Here is a 16,736-nt window from a genome sequence, read left to right on the forward strand (position 1 = left end):
GTATGCGCGAGACGCTCGGCTAGCGTCCGGAATTCGAGATCCACAGCCTTGCCGCCTTGCTTCGGGCCGGAATCCACGTCGCGGCAAACAGCGCGAGCGCGACCCAGCCGAGCGCGACGTCGCCCACCAGATGGATGTGCTCGCCCGGCATCATCAGACCCTGCACGAACATCAGGCCGAAATGAGCGACATTCGCGACGACCGTGAAGTCGAGAAACAGCTTGTGCTCGAACGGATCGTTGGCGGCCTCCCACAGGAAGACGCCCCACACGACGTAGATCGCCGAGATCATCAATTCGTAGTGCTCACCGCCACCGTGCACGCCGCCCCACCGCACGAGGCGCAATATCAGAAGGCCGACGGGATCGCCCGCGACCTGATGGTCGATGCCGAGCAGGATCGTGACGATCGCCGTGCCGAAGAACAGCAGGAACGACACGCCGAGCAGGCGCGTGATCAGCGATAGCCACGGCGAGGCTTGCGGCCAGTCGCGCCGCTGTATCGAATTCGAAGACATGAAATACACCGTTTGCGTGAGATTGGACGAGCCGAGCGATTCGACGCGAGGCCGCCGCGCTCGTGCTCGCGGACGGCGCAGCGATCGCCAACGCATCGCGTGTCGGCGATCGCGCTGCGCTCAGCTCGCTTGGACCGTCATCGGATGCAGCGGAATGCGCCGCGGCGCCGCATTGGCCGCATATCGCGCATTGCTCGCGTCGATGTTCGCAAGCAGCCGGTCGAGCGTCGCGAAGTGCTTTCGATTGTCGTGATCCCACGGATGGAAGCCGGGCTTGAAGTAGGCGAGCGTTCGCGGCACCAATTTCACTAGGCCCTTCGCGAAGAATCTCATGAACGCCCACTTGCCGGTGACCTTGCCGTGCATGCGCCGGTGCGCGTTCACGAGTGCGATGTGGAAATAGAAGTTCGTTCCCCAGAACACGGCGCTCGTCAGCACCATCGACCCGACGCGCATCAGATAGCGCGTCGGCCCCGGCTTCATCACCGCGTTCCACACGTCGAACGCGACTGCCTTGTGCTCGGTTTCTTCCATCGAATGCCAGAGCCACATGTTCGCGTATGCATCGGCCGAGTCGTGGAAATGCTCGAAATTGCTGAGCAGCATGTCGGTCATGATCGCCGTGTAGTGCTCGAACGCGATCGTCTGCGCAAGCCGAAGCGGCGGCGGCAACACCTTCTGCATCAGGCCCGTGAATTTCCAGAAGCCTCGGTCGAGCCGGTGGGCCGGATAGCCGGCGGCTTCGCCGACGTCGTTGAACTCGACGTGTTCGCGGCTGTGCATCGCCTCCTGCCCAATGAAACCCTGGACCTGCTTCAGTAATTCGGGATCCTGAATGCGATCCCGATAGTGGCGGACCGAATCGATGAAAAAGCGCTCGCCTGCCGGGAACATCAGCGACAGCGCGTTGAAGTAATGCGTGTTGACCACGCCGTTCACGTGCCAATCGCCGATGCGATCGGGCGGAAGGGCGAAGCGGACGTCGCGGCGGACAATAGCGGTCATCGGGTCTCTCCATATCTTGCGAATCGATGGTGCGTCCGCATCGAATTGGCGCATCGCGGGCGGACACGGAAGGTCGAGCCGTCCTGGTTCCGTGCACGGAATCCCGGCGGCTCTTTGTAATAACGATCGTTATGCAATGAACGCTACGCCGCGATTTGATCGTTGTCAACTGAATCAGTGTTTACTGTATTGATTGGACGGCTCAGAACGGAGCGATTCCGTCGACGAGGGCGTCGATCACGCGGGGAAACCCGAAGCCGGAGCTTCGGGGCCGGCGCGCGCCCGATGTGTTGTGCAATGCAGCGGCGTGTCGAGGCGCGCCGCGTGGCGTGGCTTGCCATGACGCGTCGATCACGTCGTTGCCGCCCGCTTAACGCCGCCGCGCATATCGATCTGCGGATAAATTCGTGGCGGCGCGCATCCGATCGGCCCAGAATCGTCGGCATTCCAAACGACACGCCTCGCAAGCGAGGCCGACCGCCGATGAGCCGAGATCTGCTGCTCCTGCTGGAACCCGGGTTCACTGATCCCCAACACCCGGGCGAGCGTTTCGTCTGCCCCGGCAGCGTGCCGATCGAAGGCTTGCTCGCGAGCGATCCGCCGAAGCAGGCGCGTCTCGACATTCGACGGCTGCCGTTCGCGCGGCCGCGCGAAGCGGCGATCGCCGCGCTCGACGTCGACCACCAGGGGCTGCCCGTGCTCGTCTTCGGCGACGATGCGCCGCCGCCCGGCGATGCGCTGACGCTCGGCGACAAGCGTTTCGTCACTGATTCGCGCCGCATCCTCGAACTGCTCGCCGAGCGGCACGGCTTTCCGAAGCTGCATTGAGCGGCGACGCGGCACGAGAGCGGCGCGGCCGCGCAGTGTGAGTCGAAGCGCGCATCGACGCACGCTGTCGCCAGTTCGCCGTTTCCGCGCCGCTTTCCACGATCATCGATGACCCACGTCCTGAAACGGCCGTCGCGCCGGCGATTGCATCTGAACGTCAACATCCTGCATTCGGGCTTCGTGCCGTCCGCGTGGCGGGTCGACGAAGCCGATCCGCGCGCGTTCGTCGACGTCAGGCATTACGTGCGCGTCGCGCGGATCGCCGAGGCGGCGAAGTTCGACGCGGTGTTTCTCGCGGACAACGCGTCGATCGTCGATCAGGTCGACTTTCGTCCGATCACCGCGCTCGAACCGACGATTCTGCTCGCGACGATCGCCGCCGCGACGACGCATATCGGCCTCATCGGCACGGCGTCGACGAGCTACAACGAGCCGTTCAATCTCGCACGCCGCTTCGCGTCGCTCGATCACGCGAGCGACGGACGCGCCGGCTGGAATGTCGTGACGACGGCCGATCCCGGCTCCGCGCGCAATTTCGGCCTGGACGCGGTGCCCGGTCATGCGCAGCGCTATGCGCGCGCGGCGGAGTTCGTCGACATCGTGAAGGCGCTGTGGGACAGCTGGGACGACGACGCGCTCATCGGCGACAAGGCGAACGGCCGCTTCGTCGACACGCGCAAGGTGCGGCCGATCGCGCATCGCGGCGCGCATTTTCGCGTGCACGGGCCGCTGAACCTGCCGCGTCCGCCGCAAGGGCATCCGGTGCTCGTGCAGGCGGGCGGCTCGGCCGACGGGCGCGCGTTCGCCGCGCGGCACGCGGAGGCGGTGTTCTCCGCCTCGCAATCGTTCGACGAGGCGCTCGGCTATGCACGCGAGCTGAAGGCCGCGGCGGCCACGTTGGGCCGCGGCGACATCAAGGTGCTGCCGGGTCTCACGACGATCGTCGGCGCGACCGAAGCCGACGCGCTGCGCCGCCGCGACGCGCTCGTCGACCTGATCCCGCTGCGCTACAGCCTGAACCGGCTTGCGGGTACGCTCGGCGTGCCGGTCGAGCGGCTCGCGCCCGACGCGCCGCTGCCCGACGATCTCGCGCTGCCCGACGGCGGCAACGGCAATCACACGTTCTTCCAGGCGACGCTCGCGAGCGCGCGGCGGCACCGCTACACGGTGCGCGAGCTGATGCGCGCAATGGCGGGCGGCGCGGGACATCGGGTGATCGTCGGCACGCCCGAGCAGATCGCCGACGACATCGCGCATTGGTTCGAAGCCGGCGCGGCCGACGGCTTCAACCTGATGCCGGACGTGCTGCCGGGCGGCCTGCAGGATTTCGTCGACGGCGTCGTGCCGATCCTGCAGCGGCGCGGAATCTTCCGGACCGAATACGAAGGGACGACGCTGCGCGATCATCTCGGCCTCGTGCGGCCGGGGAGTTCGGGCGGACGCGAGCGCGCGTGAGCCGCGATCCGCTCAGTCGGGCCGCTTCGGCGGCGCATGCGCGTGCCCGGTCCGCTCGGCGAGCCGATGCGCGGCGATGCGCTTTTTCGTCGCCTGTCGCTTGATCTGTCGATACGCTTTCTTTTCGCTGATCGTTCGTATCGGCGGTATCTTCGCGTCGTCGAGCGCGCGCTGCGATCCCACTCGCTGCTCGAGTCGCGCGATCCGCCGGCGATGTTCGTCTTCGCGCCGGCGCCGCCGGCATGCGAGCGCCATCGCGCTCAGGAGCCCGAACGACCGGACGGGCGTCGACAGCGTGCATTCGACGTCGATTCGTAGCAGCATGTCGAGAATCGCCGGACTCTCATAGTCGCGATCGTGATCACGATGACGGGCGGGCGTCCATCGTCCTCGAACCACGGGATCGACAGATCGGGCCGCACCGCTAGCACGGCGAGATCGGCGCGCTCGGGCAGCGCGGCGGGCGGCGGCCATCGCCGTTGCAGCGGCGGGAACGATCGATGCATCGCAGCGGTGATCATGCGAATCGCGGCGCGAGTGCGCACGACGCTTCACGCGACGCAAAGCCGGCGCGCAGCGAAACGGCGGCACGGGTATCATTCGACGCTTCCGAGCCATCGCGCGGCGGCTTCGCGCCGCGCCCACCACGGGATACCCATGAGCCTGCACAAGATCATCTATGACACGGACCCGGGCGTCGACGATTCGATGGCGCTCGTGTTCCAGGTGCTTCATCCGGACATCGAGCTGCTCGGCGTGACGAGCGTGTTCGGCAACGCGATGATCGACACGACGACCCGCAACGCGCTCTATCTCGCGGGCCGCTTCGCACCCGGCGTGCCCGTTGCACGCGGCGCGGCGGCGCCGCTGCGGCGGCCGGCGCCCGAGCCGCTCGGCGGCATCCACGGCGACGACGGCCTCGGCAACACGGGCCTCAGCCTGTCCGTCGACGTCGCGCACGCGCCGAATCTCGATGCGCGGGCCGCGCATCGCTTCATCATCGACACGGTGCGCGCACATCCGCACGAAGTCACGCTGCTCGCGGTCGGTCCGCTGACGAATCTCGCCCACGTGCTCGCCGAGGACCCCGAGGTCGCGACGCTGGTCAAGCAGGTCGTCATCATGGGCGGCGCGTTCGGCACCGCGGGCGTGCTCGGCAACGTGTCGCCCGCCGCCGAGGCGAACATCTTCGGCGATCCGGACGCGGCGGACATCGTGATGTCGGCGCCGTGGCCGCTCGCGATCGTCGGGCTCGACGTCACGCAGAACACGATCATGACGACCGAGTACCTCACCGCGCTGCGCGACGACGCGGGCGACGTCGGCCGCTTCGTGTGGGACGTGTCGCGCCATTACGAGGCGTTCCATCGCGCGAGCGCGGGGCTCGCGGGCATCTACGTGCACGATTCGTCGGCGGTCGCGTACGTGGTCGCGCCGCAGCTGTACAAGACGCGCACGGGCCCGGTGCGCGTGCTGACGGGCGGCATCGCGGCCGGCGAGACGATCCAGAAGCCGGCGACGATTACCGTGCCCGCGCCGGACTGGGACGGACGGCCGCCGCGCGACGTGTGCGTCGGCGTCGATGCGGACGCGATGCTCGCGCTTTATCGAAAGACGCTCATCGGCTGACGGGCGGCTTGCGGCTCGCGGATGATATCGTGCTTGATGCGGCGTCGAAGCCGACTGCCTGCAGGAAGCGCTCGAACGTCGCCGCGTCCGCGTACGATTTCTGCGTGCCGAAGCCCGTCACCGAATGCGCGGCATACGCGGATGCGAGCCGCATCGCGGCGGGCACGTTGCCCGTCGCGACGTAGTGGCGCGCGAAGCAGCCGATGTACGCGTCGCCCGCGCCCGTCGTGTCGCGCGCATCGACCGCGACGGCCGGCACGCGCACGATTCCCGCGCGCGACACGAGCAGCGAGCCTTTGTCGCCGAGCGTGACGAGCACGTTCTTCAACCCGCGCTTGACGAGCGAGCCCGCCGCGCGCGTGACCGCATCGAGCGTGTCGGTCGACATGCCCGACACGAGCGAGAGCTCGGTCTCGTTCGGCACGAGGAATTCGAGCTTGGCGAGCCGCGCGAAGTCGAGGCCGGAGACGCCGGGCGCGGGATTCAGCAGCACCGGGATGCCGCGCGCGGCGGCGAAATCGATTGCATAGTTGACCGTATCGATGTCGATCTCGAGTTGCAGCACGACGAGGCGACTCGCCTCGATCTTCGCGGCCGCCGCGTCGATGTCGGCCGGCCTCAGATGCAGGTTCGCGCCCTTGACGATCAGGATCCGGTTGCGCGAATCGGGGCTCACGAAAATCGGCGCGACGCCGCTCGATACGCCGGACACGCGGCGCACGTGCTCGGTATCGATGCCGACGCGCTCGAAGTTGCGCAATGTGTTGTCGGCGAACAGATCGTCGCCGACCTTCGACACCATCACGACACGTGCGCCGAGCTTCGACGCGGCGACCGCCTGGTTTGCGCCCTTGCCGCCGCAGCCGATCTCGAAGTTCGGCGCTTCGAGCGTTTCTCCGTCGGCCGGCATCCGCGTGACGTAGGTCACGAGATCGACCATGTTGCTGCCGATTACGGCGATCGTCTCCATCTGTGGTGTCCTCGGAATGGTTGTCATGATTATCGTGATTGTCGTGCGAGCGCGTGTCGGGACTCGCCTCCGAATGGAATCACATCGGCGGCGCGCACTCAATCGTTTTTGCGGGTGCGGCGCAATCGATGCGGGCAGCCGCGATCGATCGCCTGTTCGTTCGTGCGCGACTTGAAAGACGTTTTGGCATCCGACATTTTTACGTGGGCGCAGCGAAGGCGGGGACAATCGCGGAATCCGGCGAATCGGCTGGTATAGTGGCGCGCTTTGTTGCCGATGTCGTTGTCAGTGAATGAATAAGTTGTTTCTGGTACTCAAATGGTCTTTCGTATCGCTGATCGTTGTCCCGGCGACGGCGAGCCGGGCCGGCGGACAGAACCCGTTCGATGTGGCCGACGTATCGCCGCACACGTTCGCCGCGAAAGAGATCAATCGATCGGCTGCCGATGCGTCGAGCTACGGGTCGCCCGTGACGTCGGTGTTCGGCGATGCGAAGGGCGCGCTGCCATCGTTCGAAGCGAAGCGGCGGCCCGGAAATCGTGGTCGAAAAGCCTGTGCCCGGCGTCACGTGCGCGAGCGAGGCGGGTAATTCCATCGGGTGCAGCACGGGCTTTTGAGCGTCGCCGCGCAGGGGGTTCTGCGGCGGCGCGTTGGCGGTGGATTATCGCCAATCCGGAGCCGCGTGGCGTTCACGGCGCGAAGCCGACGAGCGTGGATGGCGACAGCCGATATGCGCACGCGCTGCGACATGTTCGCCGCGATTGTTTTGCCGGACGAATGCATGCGGCTTGCCGCTGGAAGGAAGGCGATCACGCCAGCGCCCGCGCGACACGGAAGCCGAAATACAGTTTGCCGTGATTGCGCGTGAGCGTCGCGATTGTCGGGCGTCGTCGCGCAGAATTCCGACGCATGCCGGACGGCGCACGCGGCGCGCGAACACGCGGGCCGCGGCCACTGCAATCGTGGTGCGACCGGCGTCGGACCACGAAGCGCGCCACCCACCACACATGAGCGCCGCCACGACCGTTCACGCCACGCGCGAACGGTGCCGGCCACTGTCGCAAAGCCACCGGCCGGCCGTGCGCTATCATGCGCGGATGACTCAACTGGTCACGGTTCACAGCCCCCGTAATTGGGGATGCACCATCGACTGCTCGTAATCGCCGAATCCCGTGCCGCCCGATCCGTCGTCTCCTCCCGCGTTCTATTACCTGTCGAATTTCGAGCGAGCGCTCGCGTGGCTCGTCGAGCGCTACGACGACGTGCTCGACGCCGACGAGCACGCGTTCGTCGCTGCGTTCTACCGCCTGCCGCGCGTGTCGCGCGCGCTGCTCGTGCGGATGCTGATGCGCAAGGGGCCGATCTTCCGCGCGAGCAAGCTCGTCTACGACGAGATCGGCTGCTCGCTCGCGGCCGCGGCGCCGCTCGTCGAACTCGGCTGGATCGATCCGGAGCCGGCGCTCGCGCTCGACGAACTGTTCGCGCTCGCGACGAAGCCCGAGCTTCGCGACGCGTTTGCCGACACGCCCGCGAGCGGCGCGATCCGCAAGGCCGACTGGCTCGACGCGTTGCGCGCGGCCCACGACGGCGAGCGAACCTGGGCGCAGTGGCTGCCGTCGATCGACGACCGCGTGCTGCGCGTGACGGTCGATAGGCTCTGCAACCGGCTGCGGCTGATGTTCTTCGGCAATCTGCATCAGGACTGGTCGGAGTTCGTGCTCGCCGATCTCGGGCTGCTTCAGTACGAGACGGTCGCGTTCGCGCCGTCGTCGCGCGCGTTCCAGCGGCGCGGCGACGTCGACGCTTATCTGCAATTGCACGCGTGCCGCGAGCAGCTCGAACGCTGGCCGGAAGAGACGCCGCTCGCGCCCCTCGTCGCGGTCGCGGCCGCGATCGACTGCGGGAACGCGTGGCTCGCGATGCGGCGCGCGAAGCTGTCGTTCGCGATCGGGCAGGCATGCGAGCGCCGCGCGGATTGGGACGGCGCGCTCGCCGCATACGAATCGAGCGCATGGCCCGGCAGCCGGCAGCGGCGCGTGCGCGTGCTTGAACGCGGCGAGCGCTTCGACGCGGCGCTCGCGCTCGCCGACGAAGCGACGCGCGCGCCCGAAAACGAAGCGGAGGCGCAGCAGATCGCACGGATGCTGCCGCGGCTGCGGCGGCGCATCGGCTTGTCGGCGACGCGCGCGGCGAGTGCGGCGAGTGCGGCGAGTGCGCAGGCGATTCCGCGCGACTGCATCGAGCTCGCGCATCCGGGCGCGCCGTATCCGGTCGAATACGTCGCGCGCGATCACCTGAGCCGCGCGGATGCGCCCGTCTTCTACGCCGAGAACACGCTGATCAACTCGCTGTTCGGGCTCCTGTGCTGGGAGCCCGTGTTCGCCGCGGTGCCGGGCGCGTTCTTCCACCCGTTCCAGCGCGGCCCGGCCGATCTGCATGCGCCCGACTTTCGCGCACGCCGCGCCGCGCAGTTCGACGCGTGCCTCGCGCAACTCGACGGTCCGCAATACCGCGACACGATCCGCCGCCACTACGCGCAGAAGATGGGCGTGCAGTCGCCGTTCGTGTTCTGGGGCGCGCTCGACGATGCGCTGCTCGAGCATGCGCTCGCATGCCTGCCCGCCGAGCATTTGCGGCTGTGGTTCGAGCGGCTGCTCGACGACGTGCGCGGCAACCGCTCGGGACTGCCGGACCTCGTGCGCTTCTGGCCCGATGCGCGCCGCTACGAACTGATCGAAGTGAAAGGCCCGGGCGACCGGTTGCAGGACAACCAGATCCGCTGGCTCGACTACTGCGTGCGGCACCGGATGCCGGTGCGCGTGCTCGACGTGCGCTGGGCCGGCAACGCGCACGCGCCGCACGACGAGGAGGCGCTCGCGTGAGCTATGTCGTCGCGGTGCGCGCGATGTGCGAGTTCACCGCGCGCGAAGGCGATCTCGATCTGCGCTTCACGCCCGCGCCGAGCGCGCTCGAAGGGATGGCCGGGCACGCGACGGTCGCGTCGCGGCGCGGCGCCGGCTACGAGAAGGAGATCGCGCTCGCGGGCGAGCATCGCGGCCTGACGGTGCGCGGCCGCGCGGACGGCTACGATCCGGTGCTGAACCGTCTCGAAGAGATCAAGACGCATCGCGGCGATCTCGGCAAGATGCCGGCGAACCAGCGCGCGCTGCATTGGGCGCAGGCGCGGGTGTACGGGCATCTGCTGCGCGAATCGCGCGGGCTTGCGGAACTGACGGTCGCGCTCGTTTATTTCGACGTGGGAACGTTGCGCGAGACGGTGCTGACCGAAACGCACACGGCCGCGACGCTCGAGGCATGCTTCGTCGAGCAGTGCGAGCGCTTCGTCGACTGGGCGGCGCGCGAGGACGCGCATCGCACCGCGCGCAATGCGGCGCTGCGCGCGCTCGCGTTTCCGCATGCGCAGTTTCGGAGCGGGCAGCGCGAGCTCGCCGTCGCCGCCTATCGCGCCGCGCGCGACGGCCGCGCGCTGCTCGCGCAGGCGCCGACCGGCATCGGCAAGACGCTCGGCACGCTGTTTCCGCTGTTGAAGGCGTGCGCGGAGGATCATCTCGACCGGCTGTTCTTCCTGACCGCGAAGACGCCCGGCCGCGCGCTCGCGCTCGACGCGGCCGATGCGCTGCGCGCGGCGGCGGGCGGCGCGCTGCCGCTGCGCGTGCTCGAACTCGTCGCGCGCGACAACGCGTGCGAGCATCCGGACGCCGCATGTCACGGCGAATCGTGTCCGCTCGCGCGCGGCTTCTACGACCGGCTCGCGGCCGCGCGCGCCGCCGCGCTCGAACACGGCCGGCTCGATCGCGCGACGGTGCGCGCCGCGGCGCTCGCGCACGACGTGTGCCCGTACTATCTCGCGCAGGAGCTCGCACGCTGGTGCGACGTCGTCGTCGGCGACTACAACTACTACTACGACGGCCGCGCGCTGCTGCACGGCCTCGCGCAGCAGAACCAGTGGCGCGTCGGCGTGCTCGTCGACGAGGCGCACAACCTGCTCGACCGCGCACGCGGGATGTACAGCGCGGCGCTCGATCAGCGCGAGCTCGCCGGGGTCCGCAAGCTCGCGCCCGCGCCGCTCGCGAAGGCGCTCGAGCGATTGAACCGCGAATGGAATGCGCTCAATCGCGAGCAGGAGACCGCGTACACGGTGCACGCGGACGTGCCGCCGCGCGTGCTGTCGGCCGCGCAGAACCTGATCGGCCGGTTTTCGGAGCTCGCGGCGGAAGCGCCGCTCGTGCTCGACGCCGCCGTGCTGCGCTTCTGCTTCGATGCGATCCACTTCGTCGCGCTCGCCGAGCAGTTCGACACGCATTCGATCTTCGATGCGACGCTCGTGCGAGCGATCGCGCCGCGCCGCGGCAAGCAGGCGTCGGTCCTTTGCGTGCGCAACGTGATCCCGGCCGATTTCCTCGCGCCGCGCCACGACGCCGCGCGTGCGACCGTGATGTTCTCGGGCACGCTGAGCCCGTTCGATTTCTACCGCGACACGCTCGGCCTGCCGGACGACACGGGCGCGCTCGACGTCGAAGGGCCGTTCCGTGCGGAGCAACTGACGGTGAAGGTTGCCGCGCACGTGTCGACGCGCTGGCGCGACCGCGAGCGCTCGCTCGAGCCGATCGTCGAGCTGATCGCCGCGCAGTACGCGGCGCGGCCGGGCAACTACCTGGGGTTTCTTAGCAGTTTCGAGTACTTGCAGCAGGTCGTCGCGCGGCTGCGCGAGCGCCATCCCGAGCTGCCCGTCTGGGAGCAGGCGCCCGGCATGGACGAGGCCGCGCGCGATGCGTTTCTCGCGCGCTTCGAGCCGAACGGGCGGGGCATCGGTTTCGCGGTGCTGGGCGGCGCGTTCTCGGAGGGCGTCGACCTCGCGGGCGACCGGCTGATCGGCGCGTTCGTCGCGACGCTCGGGTTGCCGCAGGTCAACGACGTCAACGAGGAGATGCGTCGCGCGATGGACGCGCGCTTCGGCCGCGGCTACGACTATGTCTACCTGTTTCCGGGATTGCGCAAGGTCGTGCAGGCGGCGGGGCGGGTGATCCGCACCGAGCACGACGAAGGCGTCGTGCATCTGATCGACGACCGGTTCCGGCGCGGCGAGGTGCGGCGGCTGTTGCCGCGGTGGTGGCGGCTGAGCTGACGGACTGCGGAGCCGCGAGTGCGGCGCGCGCGGCCGGAAGGCTCCGACCTTCGTCCGATGGGGTGCCGGCGCCGGCGACATCAGGCGCCGGCCGGCCTGTATGGGGCGATCAGCGGACCCAATGGCACACGCGGTGGTGATGATGATCGAAATGGCATGCGCGATGCGGATGCGCTTCGGCCGACGGCACGAGCGCCGCGAGGGCAACGGCGGCGGCGAACGCCGACATCAGCGGGTTCTTCATGTTTCGGTCCTTTTCCCGGGCGAATGAGGGGGTGGCGGAGCGGTCGCGAACGCAGTGCCGCGCGACCGCTGGAGGCCATCATGCGAACGTGCGCTATTTCACATGTAATGAGTTGCCACGGCCGACGACGGATCACGCGAGCGGTAATCGGCGGAAATAAAGTGGCGCACCGTGGTCGTCTTGCGAACCGAACGGTTGGGTGAGTCCGATCGGCGGCCGCGCCGGTCAATGGCGTCTCGCCGACATCGAGCGGCGTTGCGATCCGCTCCCTTTTCCGATGCCGGCGGCGCGTACATCGCTCGCTTCAATTTCACCGCTCACGCCAATCGGCGCGCCCCCATCGTCTTCCTCAGCCAATCGGCGAGCCGCTGCGCGCCGTCCGGCAAATCGGCGTCCGCGCGGCTGCACAGGTAGTAGTCGCGCCCGTCGTCGAGCGCGTGATCGAACAGCTTGACGAGATCGCCGTTCATCAGTTCCCGCTCGATCAGCGGCGCGCGCAGCAGCGCCGCGCCGAGCCCCGCGCGCGTCGCGGCGAGCGCCAGTTGGCCGTCCTCGAAAAGCGGCCCGACCGCGTGCGTGACGTGTTTCACGCCCGCGCCCTGAAACCAGTTGACCCAGGTATTGCGATCCTCGTCGTGCACGAGCGGCACGGCCGCGAGATCGGCGGGCCGCTTGAACGGCCCGTGGCGGCGCGCGAACGCCGGACTGCACGCGGGAACGACTGCGCCCGACAGCAGCCGCTCGCAGCGATAGCCGCGCCAATCGCCGACGCCGAAGCGAATCGACAGATCCGACGCGTCGCTCAGGTAGTTGCGATGGTGCGCGTACAGCACCGTCACGTCGACATCCTGGTTGTCCGCGAGGAACGCGTGCAGGCGCGGAATGAACCAGCCGATGCCGAACAGCGGAATCAGGCTGATCGTGATCTGCCGCAGCGACGAGCGGTCGCGAACGAACCCCGTCGCGCTGCGCAGCACTGAGAACGCCGCGCTGATCGACCGGTAGTAATCGCGCCCTTCGTCGGTGAGCGCGAGCGTGCGGCCTTCGCGGACCGTGAGCGGTGTTTGCACGAAGGTCTCCAGCAACTGCAACTGGTGGCTGACCGCGGACGGCGTGATGTCGAGCTCGGCCGCGGCCGCCGTGACGGAGCCCACGCGCGCGAACGCTTCGAACGCGCGCACCGCGCGCAATGGCGGATCGTTGGTCAATCGTTCGATATTTTTCATGAATCGAATTTTATCGAAACGTCTTTCGTTGCGGAAATGAAAAAAATTGACTTGAATACAATGCACTGGAACCTGGGTGCAGTATTGGCATAAGTATCGAACAATTGAATATTTGCGGCAATTGAGCACAATTATTTAGTATTTTTCATGTTTGGCGCACGCTTTCATTTCCTCCCTCGATCCTCAGGTTCCGCTCTCAGATGAAATTCCCTGCCACGCTGTCGCTCGGCGCCGCACTGTCGGTCGCCGCCGTGTTCGCCGCGTCCGCTGCACAAGCGCAGACGCCCGCTCGAACCGGCGCATTCGCTCAATCCGCGCAGTCCGCGCAGTCCACGCCGCGAACCGTGCTGATCGGCCTCGCCGCGCCGCTGACCGGCCCGTCCGCGCGGATCGGCAAGGATCTGCAGAACGGCGCGCAGCTCGCGCTCGACGACGCGAACAGCCGTCATCCGGCGCTGGGCGGCAAGCCGGTCGTCTACAAGCTCGTCGCCGTCGACGACCAGTCCGATCCGCGCACCGCCGTGACGGTCGCGCAGCAGCTCGTCGAGCAGCGCGTGATCGGCGTGGTCGGTCATTGGAATACCGGCTGCAGCGTGCCCGCGTCGCGGATCTATCGCGACGCCGGCATCGCGCAGATCGCGCCGGCGTCGACCGGACATCAGTACACGCGGCAGGGCTACGCAACCGCGTTCCGGATCATGGGCCACGACGATGCGGGCGGTGCGCACGCGGGCGCGTATGTCGTGAAGGCGCTGCACGCGAAGCGGATCGCGGTGATCGACGACCGTACCGCGTTCGGCGCGGGTCTCGCCGATCAATTCGTAAAAGGCGTCGAGGCGAACGGCGGCGCGATCGTCGATCGTCAGTACGTAAATGACAAGACGACCGATTTCAGCGCGGTGCTGACGGCCGTCAAGGCGAAGCGCGCGGACGTCGTGTTCTTCGGCGGGCTGGACGCGCAGGCCGCGCCGCTCGCGCGACGGATGCGCCAATTGAAGCTGGGCGCGACGCTCGTCGGCGCGGGCGGTTTCGTCACGCAGACGTTCCTGTCGCTCGCGGGGCCTGACGGCGACGGCGTGACGGCGCTCGAGCCGGGACTGCCGCTTGCCGGGATGCCGGGCGGCGCGGCGTTCGACGCCCGCTATCGTGCGCGCTATCGCGCGCCGATCGAGCTGCACGCGCCGTTCGCATACGACGCCGCGGCGACGTTGATCGCCGCCGCCGAGCGCGCGAATTCGACGGACACGGCGCGTCTGCCGGCGGTGCTGCATGCGCTGAAACGGCAAGGCGTGACGGGCGCGATCGCGTTCGACGCCGAAGGCAATCTGCAAGACCCGGCGTTCACGATCTATCGCGCGGGCGGCGGCAAATGGACCGCGGTCGACGTGCTCGGCGGCGGCGCTGCAACCGGCACCCGAGTCGCGTCGCGTACGTCGCAGACGTCGAATGCATCGACCGCATCGACCGCATCGACCGCATCGAAATGACAACGAACCAGGAGACACGCTGATGACGATCATTCCCATTCATCCGGCCGAGGTCGGCGCGGCGGACGGCGGGCCGCTCGGCATCCTCGCGCGGCGGCGCATCGAGGCGGAGATCATCAAGCCGATCTACGAGATCATGAAGCGCGAGTTCGGCGTCGAGCGCGCGCAGGCGGTGATCGCGGAGGCTGTGCGCGGCGCCGCGCGCGACGCGGGACGCGCGTTCGCCGCGAAGGAGCCGGGCGGCACGAGCATCGCGTCGTTCGTCGCGCTGCAGGCGCTGTGGGAGAAGGACGATGCGCTCGACGTCGACGTGCATCGCGCGGACGACGCGCATTACGACTACGACGTGCGCCGCTGCGCGTATGCGCAGATGTATCGCGAGATGGGCCTGGGCGAGATCGGGCATCTGCTGAGCTGCGCACGCGACAGCGTGTTCATCGAGGGCTATGACCCGCGCATCGCGCTGACGCGCACGCGCACGCTGATGCAGGGCGGCACGCACTGCGATTTCCGCTATCGGCTGATGGAGTCGCCGGAAGACGGGGCGCGCGAAGAGGCGAGCGGCGCGCGGCAGACCGCCGGTGCGCAGCGCGGGACGCCGGCTGGTCCATGGGAGCCCGGCCTGCACGGCGACGCTTGCGCCGCGCGGCCGGAGGCGCGTGCGCACGGCGGAGAAGCGAGTGCGCCGCAACGGGCCCCTGCATGTGAAGACGCCCGGAGCGGGGCGCGCGAGGTGCGTCCGCATCGCGGCGCGCAGGACGAAGCGGGGAAATCGCAAGCGGACGGCGGGGCGTGCGCCGCGCCGCGGCAGGTGCATGCGCGCGACAGCGCATTCGATGCGGCGGAGCCTGCCGATTCGCGCACGAAACCGGAGGCGAGCGATGCCGCGTGATGAAGCGCTGCGCGTCGATGGCGCGCGCCTGTGGATGTCGCTCGGGCGGATGGCGAGCATCGGCGCGACGCCGAAAGGCGGCGTGCGCCGCCTCGCGCTGACCGACGAAGACCGGCGCGCGCGCGACCTGTTCGTCGAATGGGCGCGGGCGGCGGGCTGCACGGTCCGCGTCGACCGGATCGGCAACATCTTCGCGCGCCGCGCCGGCCGCGATCCGCACGCGGCGCCCGTGCTGACGGGCTAGCACGCGGATACGCAGCCGACGGGAGGCCGCTACGACGGCATTTACGGCGTGCTCGGCGGGCTCGAGGTCGTGCGCGCACTGAACGACGCGGGCGTCGAGACGGGACGGCCGATCGACGTCGTCGTCTGGACCAACGAGGAAGGCTCGCGCTTCGCGCCGCCGATGATCGCGTCCGGCGTGTTCGCGGGCGTCTATCCGCTCGATTTCGGGCTGTCGCGCGCGGATGCGGCCGGCGTGACGCTCGGCGATGCGCTCGCGCAAATCGGCTACGCGGGCGACGCGCCCGTCGGCGGCCCGCCGGTGCATGCGGCGTACGAACTGCACATCGAGCAGGGCGCGATTCTCGAGCGCAGCGGCCATACGATCGGCGTCGTGACGGCCGGGCAGGGGCAGCGCTGGTACGAGGCGACGCTCACGGGCGTCGACGCGCACGCGGGCACGACGCCGATGGCGCTGCGGCGCGACGCGCTCGTCGGCGCCGCGCGGATGATCGGCTTCGTCGACGCGCTCGGCCGCCGCCATGCGCCGCACGGCCGCGCGACGGTCGGGATGATCGAAGCGCGTCCGAACTCGCGCAACACGGTGCCGGGCGCGTGCTTCTTCACGATCGAGTGCCGGCATCCGGATGCCGCGACGCTCGCCGACATGGACGCGGCGCTGCGCGCGGAGCTCGCGCGAATTGCCGAGTCGGCCGGGCTGTCCGGGCGGATCGAGCAGATCGCCGACTACGCGCCGGTGCCGTTCGCGCCCGCGTGCGTGGCGGCGGTGCGCGACGCGGCGGCCGCGCTCGGCCTGCCGCATGCGGACATCGTGTCGGGCGCGGGACATGACGCATGCCATCTCGCGCGGATCGCGCCGACGGGGATGATCTTCGTGCCGTGCGTCGACGGCTTGAGCCACAACGAGGCGGAAGCGATCACGCCGGAATGGGCGGAGGCGGGTGCGAACGTGCTGCTGCACGCGGTGCTCGCGAGCGCGCTCGACACCTAGGCGGCAGGCCACGCGCCGCGCCGATCGATCCCGGATTTCGGATGCGCCGTGCCCGGCGCCGCCGCCGACATGCGTGCCGGCGGCGGCGGCCGTGGCCGGATGC

Annotated in this window: 14 protein-coding genes and 2 pseudogenes; 10 read left to right on the plus strand and 6 right to left on the minus strand. The window is 68.7% G+C overall.

All coding sequences use genetic code 11. The annotated features are described in order from the left end of the window. Positions 1-19: 19 nt before the first annotated feature. Together WS62_RS18765 and WS62_RS18770 are read right to left on the minus strand one after the other, a co-directional pair. Complete coding sequence (locus WS62_RS18765) at positions 20-517, minus strand: DUF6632 domain-containing protein (RefSeq protein WP_066573846.1); 498 nt, start codon at positions 515-517, stop codon at positions 20-22. Positions 518-637: 120 nt separating this feature from the next. Then, positions 638-1,522, minus strand: a complete 885-nt coding sequence (locus tag WS62_RS18770) for a metal-dependent hydrolase (RefSeq protein WP_066573756.1) — start codon at positions 1,520-1,522, stop codon at positions 638-640. 483 nt (positions 1,523-2,005) lie between these two features. Between WS62_RS18770 and WS62_RS18775 the strand changes: the two genes are divergently transcribed. Both WS62_RS18775 and WS62_RS18780 read left to right on the plus strand, forming a co-directional pair. Beyond that, positions 2,006-2,350, plus strand: a complete 345-nt coding sequence (locus WS62_RS18775) for a DUF3088 domain-containing protein (RefSeq protein ID WP_066573759.1) — start codon at positions 2,006-2,008, stop codon at positions 2,348-2,350. A 108-nt stretch (positions 2,351-2,458) separates the two neighbouring features. Continuing rightward, the gene (locus tag WS62_RS18780; RefSeq protein ID WP_066573761.1) at positions 2,459-3,805 is read left to right on the plus strand and encodes an LLM class flavin-dependent oxidoreductase; all 1,347 of its coding nucleotides are present in this window, start codon (positions 2,459-2,461) and stop codon (positions 3,803-3,805) included. 12 nt (positions 3,806-3,817) lie between these two features. Here the strand turns inward: WS62_RS18780 and WS62_RS36625 are convergent, their stop codons facing one another. Beyond that, complete coding sequence (locus WS62_RS36625; RefSeq protein WP_066573766.1) at positions 3,818-4,129, minus strand: hypothetical protein; 312 nt, start codon at positions 4,127-4,129, stop codon at positions 3,818-3,820. 333 nt (positions 4,130-4,462) lie between these two features. Between WS62_RS36625 and WS62_RS18790 the strand changes: the two genes are divergently transcribed. Further along, the gene (locus tag WS62_RS18790; RefSeq protein WP_066573849.1) at positions 4,463-5,434 is read left to right on the plus strand and encodes a nucleoside hydrolase; all 972 of its coding nucleotides are present in this window, start codon (positions 4,463-4,465) and stop codon (positions 5,432-5,434) included. Here WS62_RS18790 and rbsK read toward each other — a convergent pair. Continuing rightward, positions 5,424-6,404 (minus strand): ribokinase, encoded by a 981-nt coding sequence (gene rbsK, locus WS62_RS18795; RefSeq protein WP_066573768.1) that lies wholly within the window; start codon positions 6,402-6,404, stop codon positions 5,424-5,426. The genes WS62_RS18790 and rbsK overlap by 11 nt on opposite strands. A gap of 53 nt (positions 6,405-6,457) precedes the next feature. Between rbsK and WS62_RS36630 the strand changes: the two genes are divergently transcribed. From WS62_RS36630 to WS62_RS18810, 4 genes and pseudogenes are all read left to right on the plus strand, one after another. After that, complete coding sequence (locus tag WS62_RS36630; protein WP_156441044.1) at positions 6,458-6,700, plus strand: hypothetical protein; 243 nt, start codon at positions 6,458-6,460, stop codon at positions 6,698-6,700. After that, positions 6,697-7,021, plus strand: a pseudogene (locus WS62_RS38280) (hypothetical protein). Before WS62_RS36630 ends, WS62_RS38280 begins: the two are co-directional and overlap by 4 nt. A 555-nt stretch (positions 7,022-7,576) precedes the next feature. After that, the gene (locus WS62_RS18805) at positions 7,577-9,286 is read left to right on the plus strand and encodes a VRR-NUC domain-containing protein (protein ID WP_066573770.1); all 1,710 of its coding nucleotides are present in this window, start codon (positions 7,577-7,579) and stop codon (positions 9,284-9,286) included. Further along, a complete protein-coding gene (locus WS62_RS18810) occupies positions 9,283-11,550 on the plus strand; it encodes a helicase C-terminal domain-containing protein (RefSeq protein ID WP_066573777.1) in 2,268 nt (755 codons plus the stop codon). The genes WS62_RS18805 and WS62_RS18810 overlap by 4 nt, the downstream gene beginning before the upstream one ends. A 109-nt stretch (positions 11,551-11,659) precedes the next feature. Here WS62_RS18810 and WS62_RS38285 read toward each other — a convergent pair whose 3' ends face one another. Both WS62_RS38285 and WS62_RS18815 read right to left on the minus strand, forming a co-directional pair. Then, positions 11,660-11,794, minus strand: coding sequence for an HHHH-motif protein (locus WS62_RS38285; RefSeq protein ID WP_231748345.1), 135 nt, complete (start codon positions 11,792-11,794; stop codon positions 11,660-11,662). Between the two features lie 317 nt (positions 11,795-12,111). Then, positions 12,112-13,020 (minus strand): LysR substrate-binding domain-containing protein, encoded by a 909-nt coding sequence (locus WS62_RS18815; RefSeq protein ID WP_066573779.1) that lies wholly within the window; start codon positions 13,018-13,020, stop codon positions 12,112-12,114. A gap of 200 nt (positions 13,021-13,220) precedes the next feature. Between WS62_RS18815 and WS62_RS18820 the strand changes: the two genes are divergently transcribed. From WS62_RS18820 to WS62_RS18830, 3 genes and pseudogenes are all read left to right on the plus strand, one after another. Beyond that, positions 13,221-14,507, plus strand: coding sequence for a branched-chain amino acid ABC transporter substrate-binding protein (locus tag WS62_RS18820; RefSeq protein WP_066573788.1), 1,287 nt, complete (start codon positions 13,221-13,223; stop codon positions 14,505-14,507). 22 nt (positions 14,508-14,529) lie between these two features. Further along, the gene (locus tag WS62_RS34145) at positions 14,530-15,399 is read left to right on the plus strand and encodes an L-2-amino-thiazoline-4-carboxylic acid hydrolase (protein ID WP_082721081.1); all 870 of its coding nucleotides are present in this window, start codon (positions 14,530-14,532) and stop codon (positions 15,397-15,399) included. After that, positions 15,389-16,633 (plus strand): annotated as a pseudogene (locus WS62_RS18830) (Zn-dependent hydrolase). Before WS62_RS34145 ends, WS62_RS18830 begins: the two are co-directional and overlap by 11 nt. The last annotated feature ends 103 nt before the right edge of the window (positions 16,634-16,736 follow it).

It is taken from the genome of Burkholderia sp. ABCPW 14, from assembly GCF_001523835.1.
In the GTDB taxonomy this organism is placed as follows: Bacteria; Pseudomonadota; Gammaproteobacteria; order Burkholderiales; family Burkholderiaceae; genus Burkholderia; species Burkholderia mayonis.